The sequence below is a fragment of the Nonomuraea sp. B19D2 genome (assembly GCF_040137845.1).
GTDB lineage: Bacteria > Actinomycetota > Actinomycetes > Streptosporangiales > Streptosporangiaceae > Nonomuraea.
The window spans coordinates 45,068-69,075 of sequence record NZ_JBEFAK010000001.1 but is presented as its reverse complement, the minus strand read 5'-3'; the positions used below and the strand labels follow the sequence as shown (position 1 = coordinate 69,075).

The following is a 24,008-nucleotide window of genomic DNA, read 5'->3' as shown; positions in this document are numbered from 1 at the left end:
AAATTCCGCCAACCGTCAGCTCGTCACCTTGACATTGACCATGTCATTGCCTCCCCTTGCGCCAGTCCAGGCGTGGCGGTGGTGGCCCGAGGTTCGGTGGGGGCTCCCCGTCGCCGTCCCGCGCCTTGGGGTCGAGCGCCAGCACGGCCTCGCGTACCTCCTCCAGCTCGCCGAGCGTGGTCTTGGGGAAGGTCAGGATGGCCGGGTTCGCGTCGGCGAGGCGGACACGCCTGCCCTGGGCCGTGGCGTCCGTGACGATCACGGAGGTCGTGGGGAGCTGCTGGAGCTGGTGTGGCTCGACGAGGAACTCGCGCGAGCGCTGGAGCACCCGCTCCTTCTCCGAGATCTTGTCGGCGGTCCTGCCCCACTCGGTGGACTCGGTGATGTCGCCCGCCAGGTCGGCGTGGCTCTCGTCCCGGGCCTCCCTGTCGTCGTCCATCTGCGAGATCGTCGAGGTGTAGCCGCCGTCGAGCCCGGGCAGCGACTCGCTGATCGTCTCGGTGAGCTGGGCCAGCTCCAGCCGGTGCTCGGTGCCGACGTGCTCGCTGGCGACCCGCGCGTCCTCGGCGTTGCCGAGCCGCATGAACGCCACCGCCGCGTGCCCCCTGCCCAGCCGCTCCCGCACCGTGGGGGTCAAGGACCGATAAGTCAGGACCAGTCCGGTACGGGAGGTCTCGCAGGCGTCCATCAACCGGTCGAGCACATCGCCCCTGAGCTTGTCGGCGCCCGCCACGATGATCGTGTGGTACCAGGGCCGGTCGGAGGCGGCGGACTGGCGCAGGATGTGGGTGAGGGCCGTGGCCACGTACGTGCCGAGCACGCGGTTGCCGAACACGCCCGCCTGCCGGTCCATGCTCACCACCCGCAGCCTGGCCGGCGGCAGCCGCACGGCCTCCGTGCCGAGCGTCTCCAGCTTGCGCAGCTGCGACTCCAGCGCCCAGGCCCGCTCGATCACCACCCGGTCGCTCACCCCACGCCCGAACAACGTGCCGATCCGCTCCAGCTGGGTCGCCGTGATCAGCCCGAACCTCAGGTCGTCACGCGGATCGCCCACCTGCGCCAGCGCCCGCAGCGCGGCCGTGACCTGGCTGATCGTGGCGTTCTCGCCGAGCACCTCCAGCACCCGCTCCAGGATCGCGTTGTCGAAGCTGAGGTCGCGCGTGGTGCGGTGCTCCTCGCTCACGCTCACCACGTGGGCCAGCACGTCCGCGAACGCCTCGGGCTTGAGCGTGGCGCCCAGGTCCAGCTTGGGCAGATCGACCGGCAGCACCCAGACCAGCGGGTCGTCGCCGCCCTTGCGGGCCAGCTCGATCAGGTCCTTAGCGATCGCGCCCTCGGACAGGTCGAGCACGGTCAGGTGGCCGCCGCTGTAGAGCCGCGTGGCCCCGAGCAGCGTGATCAGGGCCGACCAGCCGGGCAACGTGCCGCCCGCCACGTCGATGCGGTCGATCTCGTCGGGTACGGCGACCGCGTACCAGGTGAGCTGCCTGTCGTGGCGCTCCTTGGAGTCCTGCCACTCCCGGTAGCGCTGGGCATGCTCCTCCTGCGCGCGGAACAGCTCCTTGTCACGTTCCTCGCGCTGGCGCTCGCCCCTGGCCTGCTGCTCCAGCACGCGGTACTTGACCGCCCTGTCACCCTGCACCAGCGCGTAACTGCAGATGGCCGCCACGCCTCCGGTGGCGGTGAGCCCGGCGAGCGCGAACGACCACCCCAGGTAGCCCGCGATGGCCGCGGCGAGGATGAGCACGGCCAGCACCAGCATGAACGTCCGGAAGATCCGCACCGGCTGGTTGAGCATGTCCTCCTGCCGGCGCTCGCGGCGCAGCAGATCCTGCTCGGCGACGTCGGGCGCGGCGGCGGGCGGCGGCTCCTCGGCGGGCGAGGGACGTTTGGGCGGCGGGCCCGGGTCGGGATGCAGCAGGATGTATTGCCAGCCCAGGTAGATGCGGTCCGCCTGTAGCTGGGCATGCTCGGGATGCACGTCCGTCACGTGACCCTCCGGCCGCCGATATGTCGTTAGGAGTAGGGGCCAGCCCTTTCCGCTCCGTGACAGCGTATGAGCTTCGAGACCCGTAGCGGCAGGGTTTCTCGGCAATTCTCCCCGTCCGATGGGAGCATTGCGGCAGATGGGACAGACGAGACCTACTACCATCCTTTTCCATGACGGAACCCTCCGGCGCAAGCAGTGACAAGCCCAGACGCCCGGTAGTGGTGCCCGCAGTTGCCCTGGTGGCGTTCACCGCCGTCGGCATCACCGCCTTGCTGGGCGGTCTGAGCGAGGCCCCTGACGAGCCGGAGCCGCTGGGCCAGGGTGCGGTGCTCGACCAGGGTCTCTACTCCACCAAGTTCGTCGAGTCGCGCGTGACGGTGGAGCGGGCGAAGACGCAGTTCGAGGAGGACAAGCGCTTCGTCGAGCTGGTCTTCGACGTCACCAACCAGGGCGACAAGACCTTCTCGGTCGGCCTGCCCGCCCAGAAGCTCGAGCAGGCCTTCTCCCTCGACAGCTTCGCCGCCTCGCTGTTGAACATCACCCCGGCCTTCGACAAGGACGCGGGACCGTTCGCCTTCGCGCAGGCCAAGGGGAACGAGAGCCGTCAGCTCCAGCCAGGGGTGACCAGCCAGGTCATCGTGCGTTACCGGCTGAAGGACGACGAGCAGCCGCCGGACAGGATCACCATGGACGTGGCCTCCTTCGAGGAGGAACCCCAGTTCGGCAGCAACGACCTGGCCTGGAGGATGGTCGCCAAAGAGGTGGGCGACAAGTGGCTCCCCGAGATCAAGGCGCGAGTGACGCTGACTGTCAAGAAGGGTGACGCAGCGTGACCACGACGGAGCAGCGAACAGTGGTGGCCCCCGCCCGGCGCGGCGGCGGCAGGCGGGCCGGGCGGGGGCAGGGGGCCGGGGGCCGGCTGCTCGGCGTGGTCATGGGGCTGGTGCTGCTGGCCGCCGCCGTGGCGGTGCAGACCCTGCACATGACCGAGGGCCAGGAGGGCGATCCGCTCACCTACACGGGGGTCAAGGGCGAGGCCGTGGACGCGCGGCGGTTCACCGTCCGGCTCGACTCGTTCACCGCGGCCAGGTCGCTCCAGAGCAGCGGCAACACCCTCGGGACCGACAACCTCTTCCTCATCGTGAACACCTCGGCCAAGTCCAGCCGCGAGCCCTATCACCTGGCGCAGCCGGTGCTGCTGACCGCCGACGGGAAGCGCTTCACCGCCACCGACCGGGTGAACAGCGACCTGACGCTGGCCAACACATGGGTGCAGCCGGACATCTGGGTGAGCGGGCGGTTCTACTTCGAGGTGCCGCCTTCCGTGCTGCCCGGGGCGCGGGTGGTGTTCGGACTGCCGAACAAGACGCTGGTGGAGTCGTACCAGCCGGAGGTCGAGGTGGATCTCGGCCTGGACGAGAAGGGCGCGCGCAAGCTCGCGGCCTCGCCTCAGGACGTCTACTCGACCGACAAGAAGTGATCGCAGGATGAGCACGAACGAGCGCGACTGGTTCTCGCCCAGGAACGAACCGCGGCGCGAGGATGACCCGCCGCCCCCGCCCCCGCCCAGCCAGGAGCCGCCAGCCGGCCTCGGCTCCCACTCCGGCCACGGCACGCCCGCTCCCACCCCGGGCACCCCGCCACCCGGCCCCGGCGCACCGCCGCGCGGCCCCGGCACCGTGCCGCCCGGCCGTGGGCGGCACTCCGGTCACGCCCTGCCTTCCGAGCACGAGGAGGAGGTGCCGCCCGGTGCCGAGACGGCGCCGGTCCCTCGGATTCCGTCAGGGGGCGAGCTGCCCGGCCTCGGCATGCCGCCACGCCACGGCGGGCGTCGCGGCCGCGTAACGCCGCCTCGCGGCTATGACGCGCTGGAGCCGCAGCCAAGCGAGCCGCAGGACGTGCTGGGGTGGCCAAGCGCGCCGCAGGAGGCCCCCGAATGGGCCAGCACACCGCAGGCCGTGCCGGAGTGGCCCAGCAGCACGCCACAGGCCGCCCCGGAGTGGCCCAGCACGCCGCAAGAGGCCCCCGAATGGGCCGGCACACCGCAGGACGCGCTGGAATGGCCCAGCGCGCCACAAGAGGCGCCAGAGTGGCACGGCGCACCGCCGCAGGGCAGCGCACCACCGCAAGGCAGCGCACCACCACAGAGCAGCGCACCGCCGCATGGCCCGATGCACGCGCAGGGACAGGGGTCGGCGCAAGGGGTGACTCCGCGCCATGGCGCGCCGCAGGGCCGGGCTCGGCACGGCCTGTCCGACCAGCAGGTGTGGCCGCCGGCCCCTCGCGAACCCGTCGGCAGCGCCACCCAGCCGCTACCGGCCGTCCAGGGCCCCTCGCCTTTCGAGCCGCAGCAGAGCGCGTCCCCGTCCGGGCCGCCCCCGCAGGCCGCCGCCGCCGCGATGCCGCACCAGCCTCCGGGCGACGGGCCGCACGGTGCCCCGCCCGACGCGCCGCAGGCCCCCGAGCCGGGGTCGCGGCGGGCCGCCGCACCCGGGGCACGGCGTAAGCGCACGTTGCTGATCGCCGCCGGCGCCGTGGTCGTGTCGCTCCTCACCACGGCCGCCCAGTCGTACGACGGCTACCTCTTCTACGAGAAGAGCAGCACCAAGGAGACCAAGCTGATCATCGTGCCCGCCGGCCAGGCGGGCAGGTCTCACAACATCGAGTACCGGGCCGCGGTCGCGCCCACCAAGGCTCCTCCGAACAGCAAGCACGGCCCCGAGGTCACCTGGCTGAAGGTGGACATCACGAAAAAAGTCCTCGACGAGGGCAGCGCCACCATGACCGCCAAGCCCAGCGAGGTCCGGCTGGAGGACAGCGCAGGCCGTATCTGGACCGTGGAGACCGCGGACGTGGGGTCTCCACCGACGGACCGGCTGGTGGTGGGCAAGGAGTACAGGATCCAGGGGCTGGCCATCGTGCCGGCCCCCGTGGCGAACGAGGTCGAGCTCTCCTTCCGGCCGAGCACCTACCGCTCGGACATCCCCACTGAGGATCTCTTCAAGCGCGAGGCTGTGGAGAAGATGGAGAAGGACGTCGAGGTCCTGCGGTTCAGACGCCGGTGACGGCTCAGGGGTGCGGACGGCTCAGACGTCGTTGAGCGGCTCGCCGTTGAGGCGGGCCCTGGTGGCCGCGATGTCGTACGCGGCCGCCAGCAGCGACATGGTCAGCACGGTCACGATCATGTCGCGCACGAAGGTCACCGGCGGCCCCATGAAGGCCCACGCGTACTCCTCCTGCGCCCCTATCAGCGTCATCAGCCCCCGCTCCGCGTACTGCCCGGTCACCGAGATGACCACGTAGCACAGGCACATCATGCCGAACAGCGGCGCGCCGCTCTTGAACGCCATCCGCAGGGAATTGGCCAGCGGCAGCCAGCGGTCCCTGAACCCGCCCGTGAGCTGGTCGAACGACTTCTGCGTGATGTCGTGGCTCTCTTCGAGCCGGTCCACGCTCTTCTCCAGGCGGGTGCCCTTGAGCAGGGTACGGGCCTCGTCGGAGTACGAGCCGAAGACGAGCATCGCCACGGTGATCCAGGCCAGCGGTACGGCGACGGCGTCGAGGACGAACGGCCAGACATCGCCGAAGAATTTGGTGACGGCGTCCCACAACGGCACGTTCTTCTGCGCCTCGGCCCAGATCTCCTGCGTGCCGGCGACCACGTTGCGGTGCTCGATCCACTCGGAGCGCGCGTCGGCGATGAAGACGGTGGCGTTCAGGCCGTAGAAGACGAAGGCGAACTCGGAGAAGGCGGCGAGGAAGCCGTAGAGGCCGCCCTTGCCCTGTTCGACGAACTTCGCGAAGAGCCACTTCAGCCCGAACATGACGGCCATCGCCCCCAGCGACACCCGCCAGTCCAGATCGATGAGCCCGCGGCCGACCCGAGACTCCTCGCCGAACCATCCCGCGTCCAGCTGGTCGTAGAAGTGGTGGAACAGGTCCATCTGGTAGACGTCCCTGGCGTCCTCCGTCTGGAATCCCCACGCCAGGTAGAGCACCGCGAAGGCCGGGGCCACCCGGTCGAGCACCCGGAAGAAGCGCTCCTGCGCCTCGCCCTCCTCCACCCGCGCGCGCATCTCCCACATGGCACCGCGCAGGGAGTACAGCATGCCGGTGGTGACCGTCATCGCCGTGAGGATGATGAACGTGAGCAGCGTCATCACGGCGACGAGGCGGACCTGTTGGAAGTCGCCGTACGCGACCTCGGTGGCGCCGTACAGCAGGAGGAAGCGCGCGAGCTGACCGGCGGCGAACCAGAAGATCAGCGGCAGGGCGCACTTGCCCGCCAGTCGTAGGGTGTGGAGGGGCAGCGAGTACGGCGACGGCATCCCCTGAGCCGGCGTAGGCCCAGGTCGGGGAGGTGCCATCACTCCTGTCGGACCGGACATCTGCAGAATCGTATCGGTCTGCCCCTTCTGTCGCAGCAGCAACTCCCGAAAGCGCTATGGCCTGCGGACCGGGCACGGGTGGGTGACGTGCCTGTTCGGGCAGCAAATGAGGCTCACCGTGGCGAACCTGCCGCCGGTCAGCCACTCGCCCCATTGCACGTCCACGCCGCGCGGCAGAGCTTCTCTCGCGGACGCGAGCCGCTCGTCCAGGCCGACCCTGTCGGGGTGCAGGAACGCGCCTTCCAGCCGGCGGTAACGAGAGCTCAGCCAGTCGAGCGCCGCGTCGAGGTCGTCGAACGTGGCCGCCACGCGCGAGCGCGGCTTGGCCAGCCAGTCGCCGGTCCGCATGGGCGGCACGGCGGAGCTCGGGAAGTCGGGCGAGTCAGGGCGACGCTCCGATTCCCTGTCACGCTCTTCCGCGCTGCCGGTCCAGGTGTACGCGTGCCAGTGCATGTGCCGGTCCAGGTCTTCGCCGGTGCGGGTGTCGTCCCTGGGCAGTGACAAAAGAATTATCGGCGAGGAAATGGCGGCCACGAAGCGCGACGCGTGCGATGACTGTATGGAGCCGCAGCCCGCAATCGACGCCGACCCTCGCGTGGTGGGAGATCGCCTACGGAGACTGCGTCAGGAGCGCGGCGTGTCGCTGTCGGAGCTCGCCAAGCGCTCCGGCATCGACAAGGCCACTCTGGCCGGCGCCGAAACCGGCACGCGCAGCCCGACGCTGGAGACGCTCTGGGCGATCATCGCGCAGCTCGGTGTGCCGATCGGGGCGCTGCTCGCCGAGCCGCCCGAGCCGCAGATCATGCGGGGCACGGCGATGGAGGCGGAGCTGCTCGAGGTGTTCGAGGACGAGCGCGTCACGTACGAGCTCTACAGGGTGACCGTCCCGCCCGGCCTCACGCAGACCTCGCCCGCGCATCACGAGGGCGTGAGCGAGCACGTCACGGTCTTCACCGGCACGCTCAGCGCCGGTCCCATCCACGAGCCGCTCACGGCCGGCCCGGGCGACCACATCTCGTGGATCTCCGACGTGCCGCACGGCTACCGCGCGCGCGGCCCCGACGTCGTACGTGCCACGCTCCTCATGCGCTACCCGGTCAAACCCTGAGCGACCTACGCGGCGGGCCGGCAGGTGCGGCACGGGCGGTAACCGGCCGCCCGCGCCTGGGCGAGGCTGCCGAAGCCGTGCCGGTGCGCGGGCGTGATGCGCCTGGCGTTGTGGCACGTCGGGAAGCAGACGACGCCCGTGGTGTCGCTGGCCAGGTAGAACACCCGCTCCCCGGCCAGCTCCCGCACCCGCTGCAGGTCGGCGCCCTCGGCCAGCAGCAGCCGTTCCTTGGCCGCCGAGCCGAACACGTAATCCCCCACGAGGCCGTCCGACCTGGTGACGCGGTGGCACGGGATCAGCAGCGGCACCGGGTTGCGGCCGAGCGCCGTGCCCACCGCGCGCACGGCCCCTGGGCGGCCGATCCGCTCCGCGATCCACGAGTACGGCCTGACCTCACCGCGCGGGATCGTACGGGCCGCCTCCAGCACGTCGCGCTGGAAGTCGCTCAGCCCGCGCAGGTCCAGCCGGACCTTGGCGGTGCGGCCGGTGCGCAGCGCGGGCAGCAGCCCGGCAGGCGGCCGCTCCGCGGGCAGCAGCGGCCGGGCGAACCGCTTCCTGAACGCCTCCGCGAACCCCTCGCCCGCGTGCACGTAGGCCACGCCCTGGTCGGTGAACGCGACGCGGAGCTCCCCGATCGGGCTCGGCACGTGTACCCAGCGGGCCGCGATCCGGTCGAGCAACCCGTGGGGCGCGTCGGCGGCCAGCCCCGCGAGCGCGGCGAGCAGCCCGTCCGGCGCCTCTGGTTCGTCGAGCTGTGGGTCGTGGGTCATCGGGCACCTCCCAGTGCGCGTAGCCGCCGCAGCCCGCGCGACACATGCGACTTGACCGTGCCCTGCGGGATCCTGAGCACGGTGGCGATCTCGCTGACCGGCAGGTCGACGACGTGCCTGAGCACCACCGCGACCCGCTGCTCCTCGGGCAGCAGGCTGAGCAGCTCGGCCAGCTCGTCGCCGGTCTCGCGGCGCACCGCGGCCTCCTCGACGTCCTGGCCGGGATCGGCCTCTTCGACCGGCTGGTCCTGCAGCTCCGGCGGTGGCTTGCGGGACTTGGCCCTGGCGCAGTTGCGCCAGATGTTCATCAGGATCGTCACCAGCCAGGCGCGCGGCTGGAGCGCGGCGATGCGGTCACGCTCGTAGCCGGCCAGCGCCCGGTACGCGCGCAGGAACGCCTCCGCGGTGAGATCCTCGGCGTCGGCCCAGCGCCCGCTCAGCCGCAGCGCGGTCGAGAAGACCAGGCCGCGGTAGGCGCCGTACAGCTCGGCGAACCCCTCGTCGAGGTCGTCGAGCAGCGCCTTGCGCACCGGGTCGAGACAGTCGGTTTCACTCACACCTGCTACAACACCGCCGCGTACCGATCCGTTGCAGCGCCGCGTCCCCGAAAGAGAAAAGCCCGCGTCCCGGGAAGGACGCGGGCGGTGACGCGCGAAATGCGCGGCTAGACGGCGACCGCGAGCGAGGAGACCTCGCCCAGCTTGGCCTCCACCTTGATGTCCCTGGTGACGCCGCCGCCCGCGATGATGCGGACGGTCCAGTCGCCGGGGGCGGCGAAGAAGCGGAAGATGCCCTCGTCGGACACCACCACCTCGCCGGTGAACTCGCCGGAGTGGTCGAGCAGCCGCGCGTACGCCGTGCCGGCGCCGGTCACCACGCCCTGGATCACGGCCTGGGTGGCCAGGTCGATCCCGGCGGGCAGCGTGATCGTCTGCTCCGGCGCTCCGCAACCCTGTGCAGTAGTCATCAGCGGGCCTCCCCCAGCTCGATCGGCACGCCCACGAGCGAGCCGTACTCGGTCCACGAACCGTCGTAGTTCTTCACGTTGTCCTGCTCGAGCAGCTCGTGCAGCACGAACCAGGTGTGCGCAGAGCGCTCGCCGATGCGGCAGTAGGCGATGGTGTCCTTGCCGAAGTCGACCCCGGCCTCACCGTAGAGCGTGCGCAGGTCGTCGTCGGACTTGAACGTGCCGTCGTCGTTGGCGGCCTTGGACCACGGAATGTTGCGGGCGGTGGGCACGTGGCCGGCGCGCTGCGCCTGCTCCTGCGGGAGGTGCGCGGGAGCGAGCAGCTTGCCGGTGAACTCGTCGGGCGAGCGCACGTCGACCAGGTTGAGCTTGCTGATGGCGCCGACCACGTCGTCGCGGAAGGCGCGGATCTTGGTGTCCTGCTCCTGGGCGACGTACTGCGTCTTGGCCCGCTCGGGCACCTCGCGAACCAGCTCGCGGGAGTCGAGCTCCCACTTCTTGCGCCCGCCGTCGAGCAGCTTGACGTTCGCGTGGCCGTAGAGCTTGAAGTACCAGTACGCGTAGGCGGCGAACCAGTTGTTGTTGCCGCCGTAGAGCACGACGGTGTCATCGTTGGAGATGCCGCGGTCGGACAGCAGGGCCTCGAAACCGGTCTTGTCCACGAAGTCGCGGCGCACCGGATCCTGCAGGTCCTGCCGCCAGTCGACCTTCACGGCGCCACGGATGTGGCCCTTGTCGTACGCGCTGACGTCTTCGTCGACCTCGACGAGGACCACTCCGGGGGTGTCGAGGTTGGCCTCGACCCAGTCGGCGTCCACCAGGGCGGCGGAGCGGCTCATTTGGAAACCTCCATGTTGGCGGCGGGCAGTAGACGGCGAATGAGCAGGTACATCTCGCAGCCAAGGCAGAATCCGAAGGCTGCGTTGAGGAAGGCGGCGAGGAGAGCCCCGGCCGTGGCCACGAGGGCCAGCGGCACGACCCCGGCGAGGTATCCGGTCAGCCCCGCGACCGCGAAGACGAGCCCCACCCCCTGCGCGAAGCGCGGCGGGCGGGCGTCCTCGGTCTCCTTCGGCGCGCTCTTGACGAGCGCCTTGAAGAGCATCGTGTACGGCGAGCGCCACGTGACCCCGAGTGCGAAGACCGTCGCCTGGGCGGCGAGCAGCCAGGCGCTCTCGGTCACCAGGACGAGGGCGAGGACCAGGGTGGTGATGGCCGCGCCGAAGCGCAGCGCTCTAGGGTCGGCACGCATCGCAGGATGCTCCTGAAGGGTCGATGGGGCGGACCTGATGTCCGCGGGATCGTCCTCAGGCAGCGCGACAGAGCGCGGTGGTCACGCGGCAGAAATCAACCGCGCGCCGCTTCGTCAGCAGCTCTGTCGTTGGGTTCATGCCGAAGACACTACTCGGCGTCTCGTCATCTGTCACATCTCGTCCGGTTAGTGAGACGATTCTTGAGACGGCGGTGGTGGGACGGCCGCGGCGAGGGCCGCCAGAACCTCGGCCTTTCGGGGCAGACCGGCGGCCTTTTTCACGATTTTTCCGCTGGTATCGAGCACGAGAACCGTCGGCGTGCGCATGATGTCCAGCCGTCGCACGAGGTCCAGCCGGGACTCGGCGTCGATCTCGACGTGGCGCACCCCCGGCACGAGCTCGCTCACGTCGGCGAGGATCCGCCTGGTCGCCCGGCACGGCTGGCAGAACGCCGTGGAGAACTGCACCAGCGTCGCCCGCTCGCCCAGCCCGGCACCGAGATCGGCCTCGGACAGCCGATCTCCACTCGTGTCACGTACCCGTCCGTCGCGGCGCAGGCGGACCACCCCGATCACAATGCCGAGCGCCACGGTCGCCAGCGCCACCCACAAACCAGTCATCGCCTGGTGCAACCACGGACGCCCGCGATTGCTTCCGCACCGGGACTACTTCCGCACCGGGACCCTGACGAGCACCTTCCCCGCCTGATCGACGACGTCGAACCTGGTGATGTCGCTCATGTCCAGCGACGTCACGCGCTTGAACACGGTGTTCTCCTGGTATGACTCCCGGCTGAGCGCCCAGCTCTTCGTGAGGTCACGCCGCCCGTCCGCGGCGACGACGAGCAGGCGGCAGGTCGTGCCGACGGGCACGCCGCCGACCTTGACGCCCAGCTCCGTGCCGCTGTCCTCGCCGGGCCAGGCCGACACGGTGGCGCTGTAGCCGTTCGCCGCGTTCCTGCCGGTGAACGTGGGCCCGTCCACCGCGTCCGACTGCGACTTGCTCGGCCTCAGGCTCGGCCTCAGGGTCGGCTTCCGGCTCGCGGACGGCTCGGCCTCACCGCGCAGCGCCTTCGCCTGGCTGTCCACGGGCGCGTCCAGCACGCTCGCCGGCGACCGGGTGGACTCGGGAGCCATCGCGCTCTGCTGTGTGGGGCTGTCGTTCACGACCGTCCAGACCGTGCCGCCGAGGGCCAGCGCCACCACGGAGGCGGCCGCCACCAGCAGCAGCCGGCCGCGCCTGGTCCGCTTGGCACGGTCGTTCAGCAGTCGGTCGAGCACCTGCCGCGGCGGGCTGGACACCAGCTCGACGTCGCGCTCCGACACCTTCCCAAGAAAGGCGGCCACGCCTTCGAGGTCGAGCAGCTCGGCCCCGCACTCCTCGCAGGTCGCCAGATGCCGGTCGACCTCCAGCGCCTCGTCGGGGTCCAGCGCGCCCAGGGCGTGCGCGCCCAGGGCCAGCCGTACCTCCTCGCACGTCATCATGGCGCCAACCCCCGCTCCTCGAGGGCGAGCTTGAGCGCCCGCAACGCGTAGTAGGTACGCGACTTGACGGTGCCCGGCGGAATGCCCAGCGTCGCCGACGCCTCCTTCACCGATCGCCCCCGGTAGTAGACCTCCAGCAGCACCTCGCGGTGCTCCTGCCTGAGCGCGGCCAGCGCCTCGGCCACCGCCCATGACTCGACCGCCCGCTCCAGATGGTCGTCGGCCGGCATGACCGCCAGCGCCTCGTCTCCGGTCTCCTGTGGTCTGGCCTTCTTCGCTCGATGCTGGTCCACGACGAGATTACGGGCCACCGTGAACAGCCACGCGCGGATCGGCCGGTCGGAGAGAGCCTCGGGATGCCGCCAGGCCCGCAACAGGGTCTCCTGCACGACATCCTCCGCCCTCCCAGAGTCACCGGTCAGTCGCAGGACGTAGCCATAGAGTGGCCCGGCATGCTCGTCGAAGAGGGTCCTCACGAGTTCCTCGTCGGCTGTGCCGGCTGCGCTCACGTCCTCATCACGTACGGCAGGCCGGACTGGTTCAATGTCGTCATCCACGGATCGGCACGTCAGACGCTTCGGCCGAGAACTCCAATCCTTCGGCCACGCTCTTCACCCCCGTCACCTTCACGTCGAAGGGCAGCTTGCCCTTGAACTTGATGGTGTAGGAAACGAACTGCGCCAGCTGGTCGGGCACGCCCTCGATCTTCTCCGCCTGGAGCTTGATGCCCCCGTCGGCCACCTCGACCCGCATCTCGGCGTTGAACTTCACCTTCTGCGCCCCCACCGTCACCTCGCCCGACGCCGTGAGCCGCTCCCCGTTGCCGCCGATCTTGACGCCGCTGGGGGCGTACTTGTCGATCGTCGCCCTGGTCAGGGTGCCGCTGACGGCCACGCGCCGGGCCTGGATGTTGGCCCTGTTCTGGAGGACGTCCGCCAGGGGCGCCGTCACGTCGTAGGCGGCGCCGCGCAGGTTCTTGACCGGCACCCCGCCGTAGGTCAGCGTGCCGAGGTCGAACCGTACCTCCGGATAGTGCCCGGAGACGGCCTGGGTGAGAAATGGGATGCCCTCAATTGTCACGGTCGGCGTGCCGGAGAGGTCGGACGCGGCCGCGATCCTGTTCGCGAGATCGCGCTCGACCCCCGCCACGGCGACCCTGTCGAGGACGCCGAGGAGAACGATCAGCACGATCAGGAAAACGATCAGCTTGCGCATGGGGCTACCTGTCTATGGCGGGGGGCAAGAGCCTATCGACTGGCATCAGTCATTCCCTCACGAAGCGCCCCATCACCCGCCGGCGAACGGCGGCAGCACCTCCACCGTCACCCCGTCGGCGAGAACGACCTCGTCATGGGGCCGCTTGCCGACCGGGGAGCCGTCCACGAGGAACGAACACCGCCTCACCACACGTGCCAGATCTGCACGATTTCGTGTGATTTTCGTCATCAGTTCACCAAGAGTGGCCGCATCGAACGGCTCCTCCGCCACGCCGGCGGCATCCTTGGCCGCGGCCCAATAACGTACCTTTCCCGTGGCCATGGGCACCTCACAATCGGTTTGTGGTCTATTGTGCGTCGCCCTTAACGAGCTTGTTCCAGGAGACGCGGTGTTCACCTGCTGGACGCGCAATGGACGCGACTTACTCGTGGGATATCCTCACCTACGGGACCTGGGCGACGTAGCCCCCGGGTCCTTGCGTGTTTGAGGAGGCCGTAATGAGCAACCTGCTCCTGCTGACCAACGCCCTCGAGCCGTCCGCCGAGGTGCTTCCGGCGCTGGGCTTGCTGCTCCACTCGGTCCGGGTCTCGCCGGCGGAGGCGTCCGCGCTGATCGACACGCCTCCGGCCGACGCGGTCCTCGTGGACGCGCGCAAGGAGCTCGTGCAGGCCAAGAGCCTGTGCCGGTTGATCCGCACGACCGGCATCGACTGCCCCCTCCTGGTGATCGTCACCGAGGGCGGGCTGGCCGCGATGACCGCCGAGTGGGGCGTGGACGACGTGCTGCTCGACAGCGCGGGGCCGGCCGAGGTGGAGGCGCGCCTGCGCATGGCCACGGGCCGCATCTCGCAGGCAGCCACGGAGGAGGCGCCCGACGAGATCCGCAGCGGAGACCTGTCGATCGACGAGGCCACCTACACCGCGCGGCTGCGCGGCCGGGTGCTCGACCTCACGTTCAAGGAGTTCGAGCTGCTGAAATACCTCGCGCAGCACCCCGGCAGGGTCTTCACCCGGGCCCAGCTGCTGCAGGAGGTCTGGGGCTACGACTACTTCGGCGGCACCAGGACGGTCGACGTCCACGTACGGCGCCTGCGCGCCAAGCTCGGCACCGAGTACGAGTCCCTCATCGGCACGGTCCGCAACGTCGGCTACCGCTTCGTCCCCGACCGCCAGGACACCGCGGCCGTCTGAGCCGATTGACAGCGAAGCCCGCTGATGTGACAAATGGTCGTTGAGGCTGTTTCGCGTCTGTCATAAGAGGACACCGCCGTCCCCAGATTGGTGGTGTCGGGGTGGGTCTGTTCCGGTCGTTGGTCGACGAGGGCGCGCGGCCCCGCATCTTCCGGCGTAACGAGACCATTTGCTCGCCGTTGCGGCCCGCCAACCGGGTCTACGTGATCGACTACGGCTCCGCCCGCGAATACACCCCCGCCGGCGAGCGCGAGGCCGTTCACGACCTCCGCGGCGACGGCGACCTCATCGGGGAGCTGGCCTTCTGGAGCCCCGCCGAGCGCGCCAAGATCGACGCGCTGACCGAGCTGCGCGCCTGGCCCATCGACCTGCGCCGGTTACGCGAGCACGGGGAACCGGGGGGCGGCGGTCGAGCAGCTCAGGGAGGCTCTGCGGCTGCTCGAGGAGGTGGGTGACGCCTTGGAGGCGCGGCGGGTGTCGGTGGAGCTGCGCGAGCTTGGGACTGTGCACGGGCACTGAAATGCCGCTAAAAGTCGTGAAATCTCGGATGTGAGGTCGGAGATCTTATCCGGACATTCCCGTTAACTGGTTCTACCAGCTACTCCAAGCGGAGGTGATCCGGATGCTCAAGAACCATCTGCGTCGAGACCTTCAGTGGCTGAAGCGCCAGGCGCGTAAGGACAGGCGGATCGCCGCCGCGGTGCTCGCCGGACTCCTGGCCGCCTGGCCGCCTGGGGCCGCCAGCTCCCGCCGCCGGACCTGCCGAGCGGGTCCCCGATCCTGCTGGCGCTGTCGCTCGCGCTCGTCGCGGGCTCGGGCGTGGCCTGGCTGATGTCGGCGTACTTCGTCGCCAGGACCGTCAGGGCGCGGAAGGCGCCGGCGGAACAGCTCCGGTGGATCTCCAGGATCAGCCGGGGGAAGGAGTGGGCGTTCTGCTCGCTCAGCGCTTATGTGGCCTGGCACCTGCTGCAGTTCTTCACCGCGCTGGTGCTGGGCTGACCGGGGCGGCGGCGGGGTGCCACCTATTGGAATGGGGCCCAGAAACGGGCCACGTGGCGCCCCGCCGTCTCAGGCCAGTCTGACCTCTTCGAGCGCCTTGACCTGGATGCCCGTGCCGGCGAGGACGAACTGGACGATCTCCGCCGTGTCCAGCTCGGCCGTGCCTATGTCGACGTCGGCGTGGGCGTCGCACCACTCGACGATCCTGCCGGGGTCCGTGAGCGGCTTGACGAAGTGGACGAGGCTGACGTACCAGCGGTCGCGTACCCGGCCGTGCTCCAGGTCCCGCACGCCGCGGGACTGCATCGCGTGCGCGAACCGCTTCCACAGCGTCACCAGCGTGTCGTTCTCGGGGTGGCCGCAGACCAGGACACCGCCTGGATGGGGACTCACGCCCGCCAGCCGCACCCTCGCGGGCTCGAGCCCGGCGGCCGCCTCGGCCAGCGCGTCCCGGTAGACCTGGCGGAGGGGGTCGTCGGCGGGAATCCGGTCGCGGTAGGGCTCCAGGGATCTCAGGGTGACATGTAAGGTCCGCGGTTCGTGCACCCAGTGCCCCGGCGCCTCAATGGTTCCGGCCAGCGCCGCCAGCCGGTCAAGCACCTCACCCGAAGGGCGCAGCACGGCACCCGCGCCCCACCGCCGCGCGCCCTCCACCATGGGAGAGTCGTGGGTCGACCGGCCCGCCAGCAGCGCCGCCCGCCCTCTGGCCCGGAAGTCGGCGAAATCGGACATCCGTGCAGTATAGGGATCTTCCCGCTCTGTCGCAGCCGGACAGGGCGACGGGGCTCGGGATGGTGCAAGAGGGGGCTTGCGGGGAAGGCGGAGGGAGAGGACACGTCCGGTTGAGAGGAGGAGGTGTGGCAGGTGGAGGGCGATCTGATCATTCCTGACGCCGCTCGGGGAGTGGTGGTGTTCGCGCACGGCAGCGGCAGCAGCCGGCACAGCCCGCGCAACCGTTACGTGGCCGAGGTGCTCAACAAGGCAGGGCTGGGCACGCTGCTGTTCGACCTGCTCACGCCCGACGAGGAGAGCGACAGGGCGAACGTCTTCGACATCGGGCTCCTGGCCGAGCGGCTGCTGCAGAGCACCGCATGGGTACGCGAGCAGGACGTGGCGGCGGGGCTGCCCATCGGATACTTCGGCGCCAGCACCGGCGCGGCGGCGGCGCTGTGGGCGGCGGCCGAGCCGGACGACGAGATCTCCGCGATCGTCTCGCGCGGCGGGCGGCCCGACCTGGCGGGGCCCCGACTCGCGGCGGTACGCGCCCCTACGCTGCTCATCGTGGGCGGCAGGGATCCGGTCGTGGTGAAGCTGAACGAGGAGGCCCAGCGGCACCTGCGTGCCGAGAGCCGGATCACGGTCGTGCCCGGGGCCACCCATCTGTTCGAGGAGCCCGGCGCGCTGGAGGCCGTGGCCGAGCACGCCAGAGACTGGTTCTCGACCCACTTCTCGGGTCCCCGATGAGGTGGTCCACCGCTGTGGGTGAGCACGTAGCGGAATCGCGCAATTACGTTGCCATGATCCACTGTTTGTGAAAACGTCAGGTGCGGAGGACCCCCGACTCGACGGCGGTTGTGGACGTGCCACTTCTTGAGCTCTCCGGACTCACCTGGGAGACGCGTGGGACCCGCCGTGGGCTCATGCCCGATCCCCTGACCGTCGACTCAGGGCGCACCGCCGTGGTGGTGGCGGCCGACAGCGCAGAGGCGGACACGTTCACCGACATCCTGGTCGGCCTGGAGATGCCGGACGACGGCCAGATCCGGCTCGGCGGCCAGGAGATCACCATGCGGCTGCCGGCCGAACGCGAGGTCGGGCTCGTCCCGGCCGGGGCGGGGCTGCTGCCGCACCTGACCGTCGAGCAGAACCTCACGCTGGCCGCCCGCGACGATCTCGCGCCCTCGTTCGTGCACGGGAGGGTCGCGTTCATGGCCAGGCGGATGGACATCCGGGGCTTCCTGCGGTCCAGGCCGCACGAGCTGGCCCACGACGAGCGGCTGAGCGTGGCGCTGGCCCGCGCCCTGTGCCGGCTGCTGCCGGTCAAGGTGATGGTGATAGAGGACCGCACGGGGTGCGGGCCCTGCCACGCGGCCGTGAGCGCGGCGCTGCGCGCCGATCCCAGCCTGGCCGTGCTGGTCGTCGCCGACGACAGGACCAGGGTGGCCAGCCTCGCTTCCCCTTCGCGTTTCTGGGAGATCGCCGATGTCCCTGAGCCGTAGAACGTTGCTGGCCGCGGTCCCGGCGGCGGCCCTGGCCGGCTGTGCCCGCGAGCGGCCGCTGCAGGTGGCGGTGGTGTGGAGCGGCGAGGAGCTGCGGCGCTTCCACGAAGTGGTGAACGGGTACGGGGCCGTCGACGTCTATTCGGCGGGCGACAACATCGGCGCCCTGCTGCGCGGACCGGCCCAGGAGGTCCTTCCCGACGTGGCCGTGATCCCCCGGCTGGGCCTGCTCCACGATCCGTTGATCCAGGGCCGTATCAAGCGGCTGACCGCAAGGTCCGGCCAGCCGGAGTTCTGGCGCGAGCTCGTGACGCCGTCCGGGAGCGGTGAGCAGCTCGGGGCCTGGTTCAAGATCGCGAACAAGTCGCTCATCTGGTACCGGGACGGGCAGGCCACGCAGCCCACGAACCTGGCCGCCTGGCAGCCCAGCCGGCTGGCGATCGGGGCGGCCGACGGATGGGTGCTCAGCGACTGGTTCGAGAACGTGCTGCTGGCCTACGCCCCCGAGGTGTACCGGAGGCTGTATCACTCACTGGACAGTCCCGACGAGTGGCGGGCGCCGGAGATCGCGGAGGTGCTCGCGCTGCTCGGCGGGATCTGGCGGAGCGCGTTCACCCCTGAGCAAGGCAGGCGCGCGCTCACCATGCAGTTCCACGACTCGATACTCGACGTGTTCGTCTACCGCACCGCCGACCTCGTGGCCGCGCCCGACTTCGCCCTGCCGGTGATCAAGCGTTACACCGGCGGGCGCGTCGGGGTGCCTGCCCCGTTCCCCTTCCCCGCCTACGCGGGCAACCCTCGCCCGCTGGTCGTCGGCGGCGACGTGGCGGTGGCGATGAACGACGGCGCCGAGAAGGCGGTCGACTTCGTCAACTGGCTGACCGACCCACTCACGCAGCCCTACGCATTGACTCGCTGGGTGCAGGACGGCGGCTTCCTGATGCCGTTCCCTCAGGGGCTGAAGTCCGGCGGGAACCTCCAGTACGACCTTTCCGACCGGCTCATCGGCGGGCTGGAGGGCGGCGACGGGCGCGGGTTGTGGCGGGTGCTCACCGAGCTGTTCACGAACGTCACCGTCAACCAGACCGATCCGGCCACCGCGGCGAGCACGGCCCACGACAGGCTCGTCGCCGGTAGCAGGGAGGGCGCTCTATGAACGCGTTCGGGTTCGAGGTGGCACCGCACCACGACGCCAGGATCCCGGTGGTCAGGCACGGGATCAGCCGCTGGCGCGCGTCGCTCTACCTCCTGCTCGCGGTCCTGCTGTCGGCGGGCGTCATCCTGGTCCCGCTCTGCGCGACGGTGGTGCTCAGCCTCTCCCACGGGCTCGGCGCGTACGACGTGCTGTCCGACGGCAAGGTGCTCCAGGCGCTCGGCAACTCGTTCGTGTGGCTGGTGCTGGCCGTGGTCGTGTGCGCCGTGGGGCTCGGGCTGGCCTGGCTGGCCAGGAACGCGGGGCCGGTGCTCGGCGGCGTGCTGCGCTTCCTGCTGGTGCTGCCGGCCGCCGTCTCCCCGCTCACCACGGGCGCGATCTTCCGGCTGATGTTCGACACCAACCCGCGGCGTGGCCTGGTCAACGCGCTGCTCGGCACGGAGGTGGCCTTCCTCGGCCCCGTGTGGATCTGGCTGGTGTTCGGGCTGGCGCTGATCTGGCAGTGGGCCGGGGTCGCGTTCCTGGTCTTCCACGAGGCGCTGGCCCGGATGCCGACCAACCTGCTGCGGATGGCCAGGGCGTTCGGCATCGGGCGGCGGCGCAGGCTGTGGTCCGTCGTGCTCCCCGCGCTCGCCGGTCCGGCCGCGCTGGCGTACCTCTTCGCGCTGGTCGCGGCGGCCCGGGTGTTCGACGTCGTGCTGATGGGCGCGCCCGGGTCGATGCAGGCCGAGATCGAGGGCGGCGGGCTGTTCTGGTGGCGGCACCACGGCGACCTGGGCCCCACGCGGGCCTCCGCGCTCTCCGTGGGGCTGTCGGTCCTCGTGGCCGTGATGGCGGTGCCGGCGCTGTCCGGGCTGCGCGGGCGGGTGACCTGGGCGGAGCCGGTGGCCACGGCGCCTTCGCGGAAGGGCTGGCGGGTGTGGCTGCCGTGCGTGGCGGTGTCGGTGCTCTGGGTGCTGCCGTTCGCGGTGCTCGTGCTGACCTCGCTGCGCGACCCGGTCGCCGCGGCGCTGTCCGGGTGGTGGAGCGGCGGTCCATGGACGCTCGGCTCGTACGCGGACGCGCTGGCCGACCCGGGATTCCTCGGCACGCTCGGCACCACGTTCGTACGGGCCTTCGTGGTCGTGTGCCTGGTGCTGCTCGCCGCGGTGCCGGCCGCGTACGTGCTGGCGCACGAGCACCTGCTGCCGCGCCGCGCCTGGCGGCCGGTGCTGCTGGTCGCGGTGGCCCTGGCCGTGCTGCCGCCGCAGGCGTTCGCGGTGCCGCTGCAGCGCTCGCTCAGCCCCGTCGGCACCACTCCGGCGCTGGCCATCGTGCACGCGGCGCTGGTGATCCCGCTGGCGGTGCTCGTGCTGCACAACGCGTTCGTCCGCGTGCCGGCCCCCATGCTGGCGCGTGACCGGTGGGAGCTGTTCCACGTGGTACGCGAGGCGCGCCCGGCCGTGGTGCTGGCCGGAGTCCTGGCGTTCGTCCTGGTGTGGAACGACACGGTCGTCGGGCTGCTGCTCAACTGGCCGGCGGGCGACCACCTGCAGCTGATCCTGCTGGAGCAGTCACGCCACTTCATGAGCGCCGCGAGCGCGCTGGCCGCGGAGGCGGTGATCGCGACCGCGGTGCCCGTGCTGGTCGTCGTGGCCACCGCGCGCTGGCTGTACAGGGGGCTGACGCCAGGGGTGCGCCGATGACGGATATCTCGCGAAAGGACCGCCTGCGCATCCGCCTGTCCCGGCTCTCCCAGCAGGCCGGGGCGCACCTGCCCGAGCTGGGGCTGGGCGGCCTGGTGACGGTGGGCGGCACGGTCCTGCTGCTGCAGGAGAAGCTGATGGAGCAGGTGGCGGAGTGGCTCCCGCCCTGGCTCATCGTCGTGCTGGTCCTTGCGCTGCCGGTCGCCACGGGCTGGCTCACCCATGTCGTACGCAACCGCCGCAAGGACCCGCCCCAGCCGATCTTCCACCGCCTGCCGTTCCCCGACAGGATCGACGGGCTCGTCGGCAGGGACGCCGAGATCCAGCAGGTCCAAGAGCGCGCGCAGGAGCGCGGGATCGTCGTCGTGCAGGGCGCGATGGGCATGGGCACCTCCGCCGTGGCGGTCCTCGCCACGTGGGGCCTGACCGCCGACGCCCGCAAGCAGCGGTACGCCGACCTCCGCGGCCCCGACCGGGACCATCCGGAGACGCCGCTGAGCGTGGCCCAGCGCGTCCTGCGCACCCTCGACCGGCCGCCCGGGGCGATCCAGGAGCCGCAGGACGCCACCGCGCAGGTGGTGGAGGCGCTCACCGGCACCGACCGGGTGCTCCTGCTCGACAACGTCAGCACGTGGAGCCAGATCGCCTGGCTGCCGCCCAGGGTGCCGGGCGCGCACATCGTGGTGGCGGGGACGTTCACCGACGAGCTGCCGCAGCACATCGAGCCGATCCAGCTCGGCCCGCTCGCCGCGGTGGACGGGCAGCGGCTGCTGGCCCGCCACGTCGCCGACGAGCGCGTCAACCGCGATCCGAAGGCGCTGGGCCTGCTGGTGGACGCCTGCCTGGGCACTCCGCTGGAGATCATCAGGATCGGCCGCTGGCTCGCCCGCAACCGCCAGGTGACCCTCCAGGACCTGGTCGACGACCTGCGGAGCGGGTCCGTGGACAAGATGCTCGACTTCGTGCTCGAGCGGAGCATCACGCAGCTCAGGCCGCTGGCCAAGCAGCTGTTCGTGCTGCTGGCGGGCCTGCCGATCGCCGAGGTGGACCACCGGGCCGCCGCCGCGCTGCTCGGCGTGCCCTCCGCCGATGACGCGATCAGGGAGCTGGCCGAGCTGGGCCTCGTGGAGAGCGTACGGATGACGCGCGTCAGGGTGGGCGGCGCGTTCCGCGGCGGCGCCCCGCTGGAGGCCGCGGCCTGGCGGCGGCTGGTCGAGCACTTCGCCGACCAGGCCGACTCGTTCGCCGCCCTGCTGCCCGGAGAGGAGGCCCGCGCCTGGTTCGCGATCGAGGACAGGGTGCTGCTGCAGGTGCTGGCGTTCGGGAACCCCGTGCCCAAGACCGCGCGGGCGCTGGCGCGGATCGCGGACGGGCTGGAGACGTGGTTCCGGCTCGAACAGCGGCACGAGGACCGGCTGCGGGCGGCCGAGGCGCTGGCCAAGGCGGCCAAGGCGCTCGGCGACGAGCACGTGCAGGCCACGGCGGAGCTGCGCCAGTGCGCGATCCTGCTCACCTGGGGCGACCCGCGCAAGGCGCGCCAGCACTTCAACCAGGCGGCCGCGCTGCGGGTCAAGGTGGAGTCGTGGCCCGCCGAGCTCCACCTGCAGCACGCGGCCATCCTGCTGGCCAGCGGCGACGAGTTCACCGCCGTGGAGTCGGCGCTCGTGCGGTACGGGCAGGCGCTGTCCGGCGGCGACCTCGCGGGACACTCGCTCCGGCTGACCAACGTGGCCGCGCTGCTCCTGCGCAAGGGGCAGACGCTCGACCACGACGGCCGGGACCGCGAGGCGCGCCGCCTGTACGCCGACGCCCGCGTCGTGCTGTTCGAGTCCCTCAGGCTGGCGGAGCAGGCCTCGGACCCCAGCGCGGCGGCGCACGGTCAGGAACTGCTCGCGCTCGCGAACCGCTACCTGGAGCAGCCCCTCGACGCGAAGTCCGATCTGCAGGAGGCCGAGCGGCTCTACACGGAGACCGCGGACGAGATCGGGCGGGCCCGCTGCCTCGTGCAGCGGGCCGTGGCGCTGCTGGACGAGCCCGATCACGAGCCGGATGAGGTGGTCGCGCTGCTGGAGGAGGCCGAGCCGCGACTGCCCCCGGCGGGGGTCAGCATGGCGCTGACCCACCTGCACCTGGCCCGGCTGCGGCCCGATCGGGCCGCGGAGCACCGGGCGGCGGGGCTGGCGGCGCTGGCCCCCTGGGACGGGATCGCCGAGCCGCGGCAGGTCAGCGAGCTGCGGGCGAGCTTATCGGCCTTGTGATCTCATACTTGGATGGTGGCCAGGGTGCGGCCGTCGAAGGTCTCGATCGTGAAGTGGTTCAGCTCCGACTGCGGGAGGCTGGTGCCGCCGTGCAGCACCAGGGGGTCGGGAGAGCCGGGCACACCGTACCCCTTGTCGGGAACGCCCCAGCTCGCCACCGTCTCGGAGCGGCCGTCGTCGCCCACCGCCATCATCCGGCACTGCAGCGGTCCCTTGACGCCCTTGAGCTCCAGCGCGACGTGGGTGCCCCAGCCCTTGTCCTCCAGGCCGACGACGGCGGACACGCCGGTGGCGGGGTCGGTCGCGGAGTACGTACGGCCGGTCATGAGGAGCGCGCGGGCCGGGCTGTGGATGCTGTCGGGGTTCGGGCCGCTGGTCATCGAGCTGACCGCGAGGAACACGCCGGCCGCGACCACCAGGCAGGCGGCGGCGGACATGAACGTGCGGTGCAGCCGGCGGCGACGGCGCTCGGTGGCGGCGCGGCGCACCAGGAGCGATTCGACCTGGGGGTCGGGCGGGTGGGGCAGGAGATCGTCCGGGTGCACGCCCTTGATCAGCTCCCCCATCGCCGCGAACGCCCCGGCCTCCTCGGCGCAGCTCGCGCAGCCGTGCAGGTGGCGTTCGAACTCGGCGCGCTCCTCCTCGTTGAGCAGGCCGAGCGCGTACGCGGCCACGTCCTCGTGACGCATCTCGGTCATGAGCGCGTCACCCCCTTCGTTCTGTTGTGACGCGGCTCCCTGGTCATGGCAACGTCACCCCCCTTCCCCGTGACTTTCCTGGTGACGCGGCTCCCTGGTCACGGCAGCGTCACCCCCCTTTCCTCCAGCGCCACGCGTAACGCGCGCATGGCGTAGTACACGCGGGACTTCACGGTGCCCACCGGCACGCCGATGGTCTCCGCTGCCTGCTGGACCGTGCGGTCCAGCAGGAACGTCTCCGTGAGGACCTGGCGGTGAGCCGGCGAGAGCGAGAGCATCGCGTCCGTCACGACGATCTCGCGGAGCAGCCGCTCGTCCTCGGCCGCCGTGGCGTTGGCGCGTTCCGGGACGTCCTCGACGGTGTCGAGCGGGCGCGAGCCGGAGCGGCGCCGGTTGTCGATCACCACCCGGCGGGCCACGGTCGCCAGCCAGGGCATCAGCGAGCCGGACTCGGTACGCAGGTCGTGGAGGTTGCGCCAGGCGCGTACCAGGGTCTCCTGCACGACGTCCTCGGCCCAGCGCCGATCGCCCCCCGTCAGGCGGACGGCGAAGGCCATCAAAGGGGCGCCGTATTCGCGGTACAGGGCTCGGACCATGGCTTCGTCCGTCACGCGGTGATTCACAAGGGTGC

The 24,008-nt window shown here is 70.9% G+C and carries 28 protein-coding genes; 12 read left to right on the top strand and 16 right to left on the bottom strand.

Features of this window, described 5'->3' with window-relative positions:
- Positions 1–43: 43 nt before the first annotated feature.
- Positions 44–1,990 carry a hypothetical protein gene (locus ABN273_RS00340; RefSeq protein ID WP_349446553.1) on the bottom strand — a complete coding sequence of 649 codons (1,947 nt, stop codon included), beginning with the start codon at positions 1,988–1,990 and terminating at the stop codon, positions 44–46.
- 170 nt (positions 1,991–2,160) lie between these two features.
- Between ABN273_RS00340 and ABN273_RS00335 the strand changes: the two genes are divergently transcribed.
- The 3 genes from ABN273_RS00335 to ABN273_RS00325 are packed head-to-tail and all read left to right on the top strand — an operon-like array spanning position 2,161 to position 5,055.
- On the top strand, positions 2,161–2,823 hold the full coding sequence (locus ABN273_RS00335) for a DUF4352 domain-containing protein (RefSeq protein WP_349446552.1): 663 nt from the start codon (positions 2,161–2,163) through the stop codon (positions 2,821–2,823).
- The gene (locus tag ABN273_RS00330; RefSeq protein WP_349446551.1) at positions 2,820–3,470 is read left to right on the top strand and encodes a hypothetical protein; all 651 of its coding nucleotides are present in this window, start codon (positions 2,820–2,822) and stop codon (positions 3,468–3,470) included. Before ABN273_RS00335 ends, ABN273_RS00330 begins: the two co-directional genes overlap by 4 nt.
- A gap of 7 nt (positions 3,471–3,477) precedes the next feature.
- The gene (locus ABN273_RS00325; protein WP_349446550.1) at positions 3,478–5,055 is read left to right on the top strand and encodes a hypothetical protein; all 1,578 of its coding nucleotides are present in this window, start codon (positions 3,478–3,480) and stop codon (positions 5,053–5,055) included.
- Between the two features lie 21 nt (positions 5,056–5,076).
- Here the strand turns inward: ABN273_RS00325 and ABN273_RS00320 are convergent, their stop codons facing one another.
- Both ABN273_RS00320 and ABN273_RS00315 read right to left on the bottom strand, forming a co-directional pair.
- Positions 5,077–6,318 (bottom strand): hypothetical protein, encoded by a 1,242-nt coding sequence (locus ABN273_RS00320; protein ID WP_349446549.1) that lies wholly within the window; start codon positions 6,316–6,318, stop codon positions 5,077–5,079.
- Positions 6,319–6,432: 114 nt separating this feature from the next.
- A complete protein-coding gene (locus tag ABN273_RS00315; RefSeq protein ID WP_349446548.1) occupies positions 6,433–6,882 on the bottom strand; it encodes a hypothetical protein in 450 nt (149 codons plus the stop codon).
- A 19-nt stretch (positions 6,883–6,901) separates the two neighbouring features.
- Between ABN273_RS00315 and ABN273_RS00310 the strand changes: the two genes are divergently transcribed.
- Positions 6,902–7,486 carry a helix-turn-helix domain-containing protein gene (locus tag ABN273_RS00310; RefSeq protein ID WP_349446547.1) on the top strand — a complete coding sequence of 195 codons (585 nt, stop codon included), beginning with the start codon at positions 6,902–6,904 and terminating at the stop codon, positions 7,484–7,486.
- A gap of 5 nt (positions 7,487–7,491) precedes the next feature.
- Here the strand turns inward: ABN273_RS00310 and ABN273_RS00305 are convergent, their stop codons facing one another.
- From ABN273_RS00305 to ABN273_RS00260, 10 genes are all read right to left on the bottom strand, one after another.
- Positions 7,492–8,256 (bottom strand): methylated-DNA--[protein]-cysteine S-methyltransferase, encoded by a 765-nt coding sequence (locus tag ABN273_RS00305; protein WP_349446546.1) that lies wholly within the window; start codon positions 8,254–8,256, stop codon positions 7,492–7,494.
- Complete coding sequence (locus tag ABN273_RS00300) at positions 8,253–8,813, bottom strand: RNA polymerase sigma factor (protein WP_349446545.1); 561 nt, start codon at positions 8,811–8,813, stop codon at positions 8,253–8,255. The genes ABN273_RS00305 and ABN273_RS00300 overlap by 4 nt, the downstream gene beginning before the upstream one ends.
- Before the next feature lie 107 nt (positions 8,814–8,920).
- Positions 8,921–9,223 (bottom strand): DUF1416 domain-containing protein, encoded by a 303-nt coding sequence (locus tag ABN273_RS00295; RefSeq protein WP_349446544.1) that lies wholly within the window; start codon positions 9,221–9,223, stop codon positions 8,921–8,923.
- Positions 9,223–10,062 carry a sulfurtransferase gene (locus ABN273_RS00290; RefSeq protein WP_349446543.1) on the bottom strand — a complete coding sequence of 280 codons (840 nt, stop codon included), beginning with the start codon at positions 10,060–10,062 and terminating at the stop codon, positions 9,223–9,225. The genes ABN273_RS00295 and ABN273_RS00290 overlap by 1 nt, the downstream gene beginning before the upstream one ends.
- Positions 10,059–10,472 carry a DUF4395 domain-containing protein gene (locus ABN273_RS00285; RefSeq protein ID WP_349446542.1) on the bottom strand — a complete coding sequence of 138 codons (414 nt, stop codon included), beginning with the start codon at positions 10,470–10,472 and terminating at the stop codon, positions 10,059–10,061. Before ABN273_RS00285 ends, ABN273_RS00290 begins: the two co-directional genes overlap by 4 nt.
- A 186-nt stretch (positions 10,473–10,658) precedes the next feature.
- Positions 10,659–11,093, bottom strand: a complete 435-nt coding sequence (locus ABN273_RS00280; RefSeq protein ID WP_502910895.1) for a thioredoxin family protein — start codon at positions 11,091–11,093, stop codon at positions 10,659–10,661.
- A 45-nt stretch (positions 11,094–11,138) separates the two neighbouring features.
- A complete protein-coding gene (locus tag ABN273_RS00275; RefSeq protein WP_349446540.1) occupies positions 11,139–11,957 on the bottom strand; it encodes an anti-sigma factor family protein in 819 nt (272 codons plus the stop codon).
- A complete protein-coding gene (locus ABN273_RS00270) occupies positions 11,954–12,466 on the bottom strand; it encodes a sigma-70 family RNA polymerase sigma factor (RefSeq protein ID WP_349446539.1) in 513 nt (170 codons plus the stop codon). The genes ABN273_RS00275 and ABN273_RS00270 overlap by 4 nt, the downstream gene beginning before the upstream one ends.
- A 40-nt stretch (positions 12,467–12,506) precedes the next feature.
- Positions 12,507–13,172: an LmeA family phospholipid-binding protein gene (locus ABN273_RS00265; RefSeq protein ID WP_349446538.1), complete on the bottom strand. Its 666-nt coding sequence runs from the start codon at positions 13,170–13,172 to the stop codon at positions 12,507–12,509.
- Positions 13,173–13,244: 72 nt separating this feature from the next.
- Entirely contained in the window at positions 13,245–13,496 is a 252-nt protein-coding gene (locus tag ABN273_RS00260; protein WP_349446537.1) for a MoaD/ThiS family protein, read from the bottom strand.
- 176 nt (positions 13,497–13,672) lie between these two features.
- Here ABN273_RS00260 and ABN273_RS00255 point away from each other — a divergent pair, with 176 nt between their 5' ends.
- From ABN273_RS00255 to ABN273_RS00245, 3 genes are all read left to right on the top strand, one after another.
- The gene (locus ABN273_RS00255; protein WP_349446536.1) at positions 13,673–14,365 is read left to right on the top strand and encodes a response regulator transcription factor; all 693 of its coding nucleotides are present in this window, start codon (positions 13,673–13,675) and stop codon (positions 14,363–14,365) included.
- A 101-nt stretch (positions 14,366–14,466) separates the two neighbouring features.
- Positions 14,467–14,820, top strand: coding sequence for a cyclic nucleotide-binding domain-containing protein (locus tag ABN273_RS00250; protein ID WP_349446535.1), 354 nt, complete (start codon positions 14,467–14,469; stop codon positions 14,818–14,820).
- A 364-nt stretch (positions 14,821–15,184) separates the two neighbouring features.
- Positions 15,185–15,364, top strand: a complete 180-nt coding sequence (locus tag ABN273_RS00245) for a hypothetical protein (RefSeq protein WP_349446534.1) — start codon at positions 15,185–15,187, stop codon at positions 15,362–15,364.
- Between the two features lie 69 nt (positions 15,365–15,433).
- On the opposite strand, the gene ABN273_RS00240 is transcribed toward ABN273_RS00245, so the two are convergent.
- Positions 15,434–16,096 (bottom strand): hypothetical protein, encoded by a 663-nt coding sequence (locus ABN273_RS00240; protein ID WP_349446533.1) that lies wholly within the window; start codon positions 16,094–16,096, stop codon positions 15,434–15,436.
- A gap of 132 nt (positions 16,097–16,228) precedes the next feature.
- Between ABN273_RS00240 and ABN273_RS00235 the strand changes: the two genes are divergently transcribed.
- From ABN273_RS00235 to ABN273_RS00215, 5 genes are all read left to right on the top strand, one after another.
- Complete coding sequence (locus tag ABN273_RS00235; protein ID WP_349446532.1) at positions 16,229–16,828, top strand: dienelactone hydrolase family protein; 600 nt, start codon at positions 16,229–16,231, stop codon at positions 16,826–16,828.
- 176 nt (positions 16,829–17,004) lie between these two features.
- Entirely contained in the window at positions 17,005–17,583 is a 579-nt protein-coding gene (locus tag ABN273_RS00230; RefSeq protein ID WP_349446531.1) for an ATP-binding cassette domain-containing protein, read from the top strand.
- Positions 17,567–18,739 (top strand): hypothetical protein, encoded by a 1,173-nt coding sequence (locus ABN273_RS00225; RefSeq protein ID WP_349446530.1) that lies wholly within the window; start codon positions 17,567–17,569, stop codon positions 18,737–18,739. The genes ABN273_RS00230 and ABN273_RS00225 overlap by 17 nt, the downstream gene beginning before the upstream one ends.
- The gene (locus ABN273_RS00220; RefSeq protein ID WP_349446529.1) at positions 18,736–20,421 is read left to right on the top strand and encodes an ABC transporter permease subunit; all 1,686 of its coding nucleotides are present in this window, start codon (positions 18,736–18,738) and stop codon (positions 20,419–20,421) included. Before ABN273_RS00225 ends, ABN273_RS00220 begins: the two co-directional genes overlap by 4 nt.
- Positions 20,418–22,679, top strand: coding sequence for a hypothetical protein (locus ABN273_RS00215; protein WP_349446528.1), 2,262 nt, complete (start codon positions 20,418–20,420; stop codon positions 22,677–22,679). Before ABN273_RS00220 ends, ABN273_RS00215 begins: the two co-directional genes overlap by 4 nt.
- 2 nt (positions 22,680–22,681) lie before the next feature.
- Here the strand turns inward: ABN273_RS00215 and ABN273_RS00210 are convergent, their stop codons facing one another.
- Together ABN273_RS00210 and ABN273_RS00205 are read right to left on the bottom strand one after the other, a co-directional pair.
- On the bottom strand, positions 22,682–23,377 hold the full coding sequence (locus ABN273_RS00210; protein WP_349446527.1) for a zf-HC2 domain-containing protein: 696 nt from the start codon (positions 23,375–23,377) through the stop codon (positions 22,682–22,684).
- 98 nt (positions 23,378–23,475) lie between these two features.
- Positions 23,476–23,988 carry a sigma-70 family RNA polymerase sigma factor gene (locus ABN273_RS00205; RefSeq protein WP_349446526.1) on the bottom strand — a complete coding sequence of 171 codons (513 nt, stop codon included), beginning with the start codon at positions 23,986–23,988 and terminating at the stop codon, positions 23,476–23,478.
- Positions 23,989–24,008: the final 20 nt, after the last annotated feature.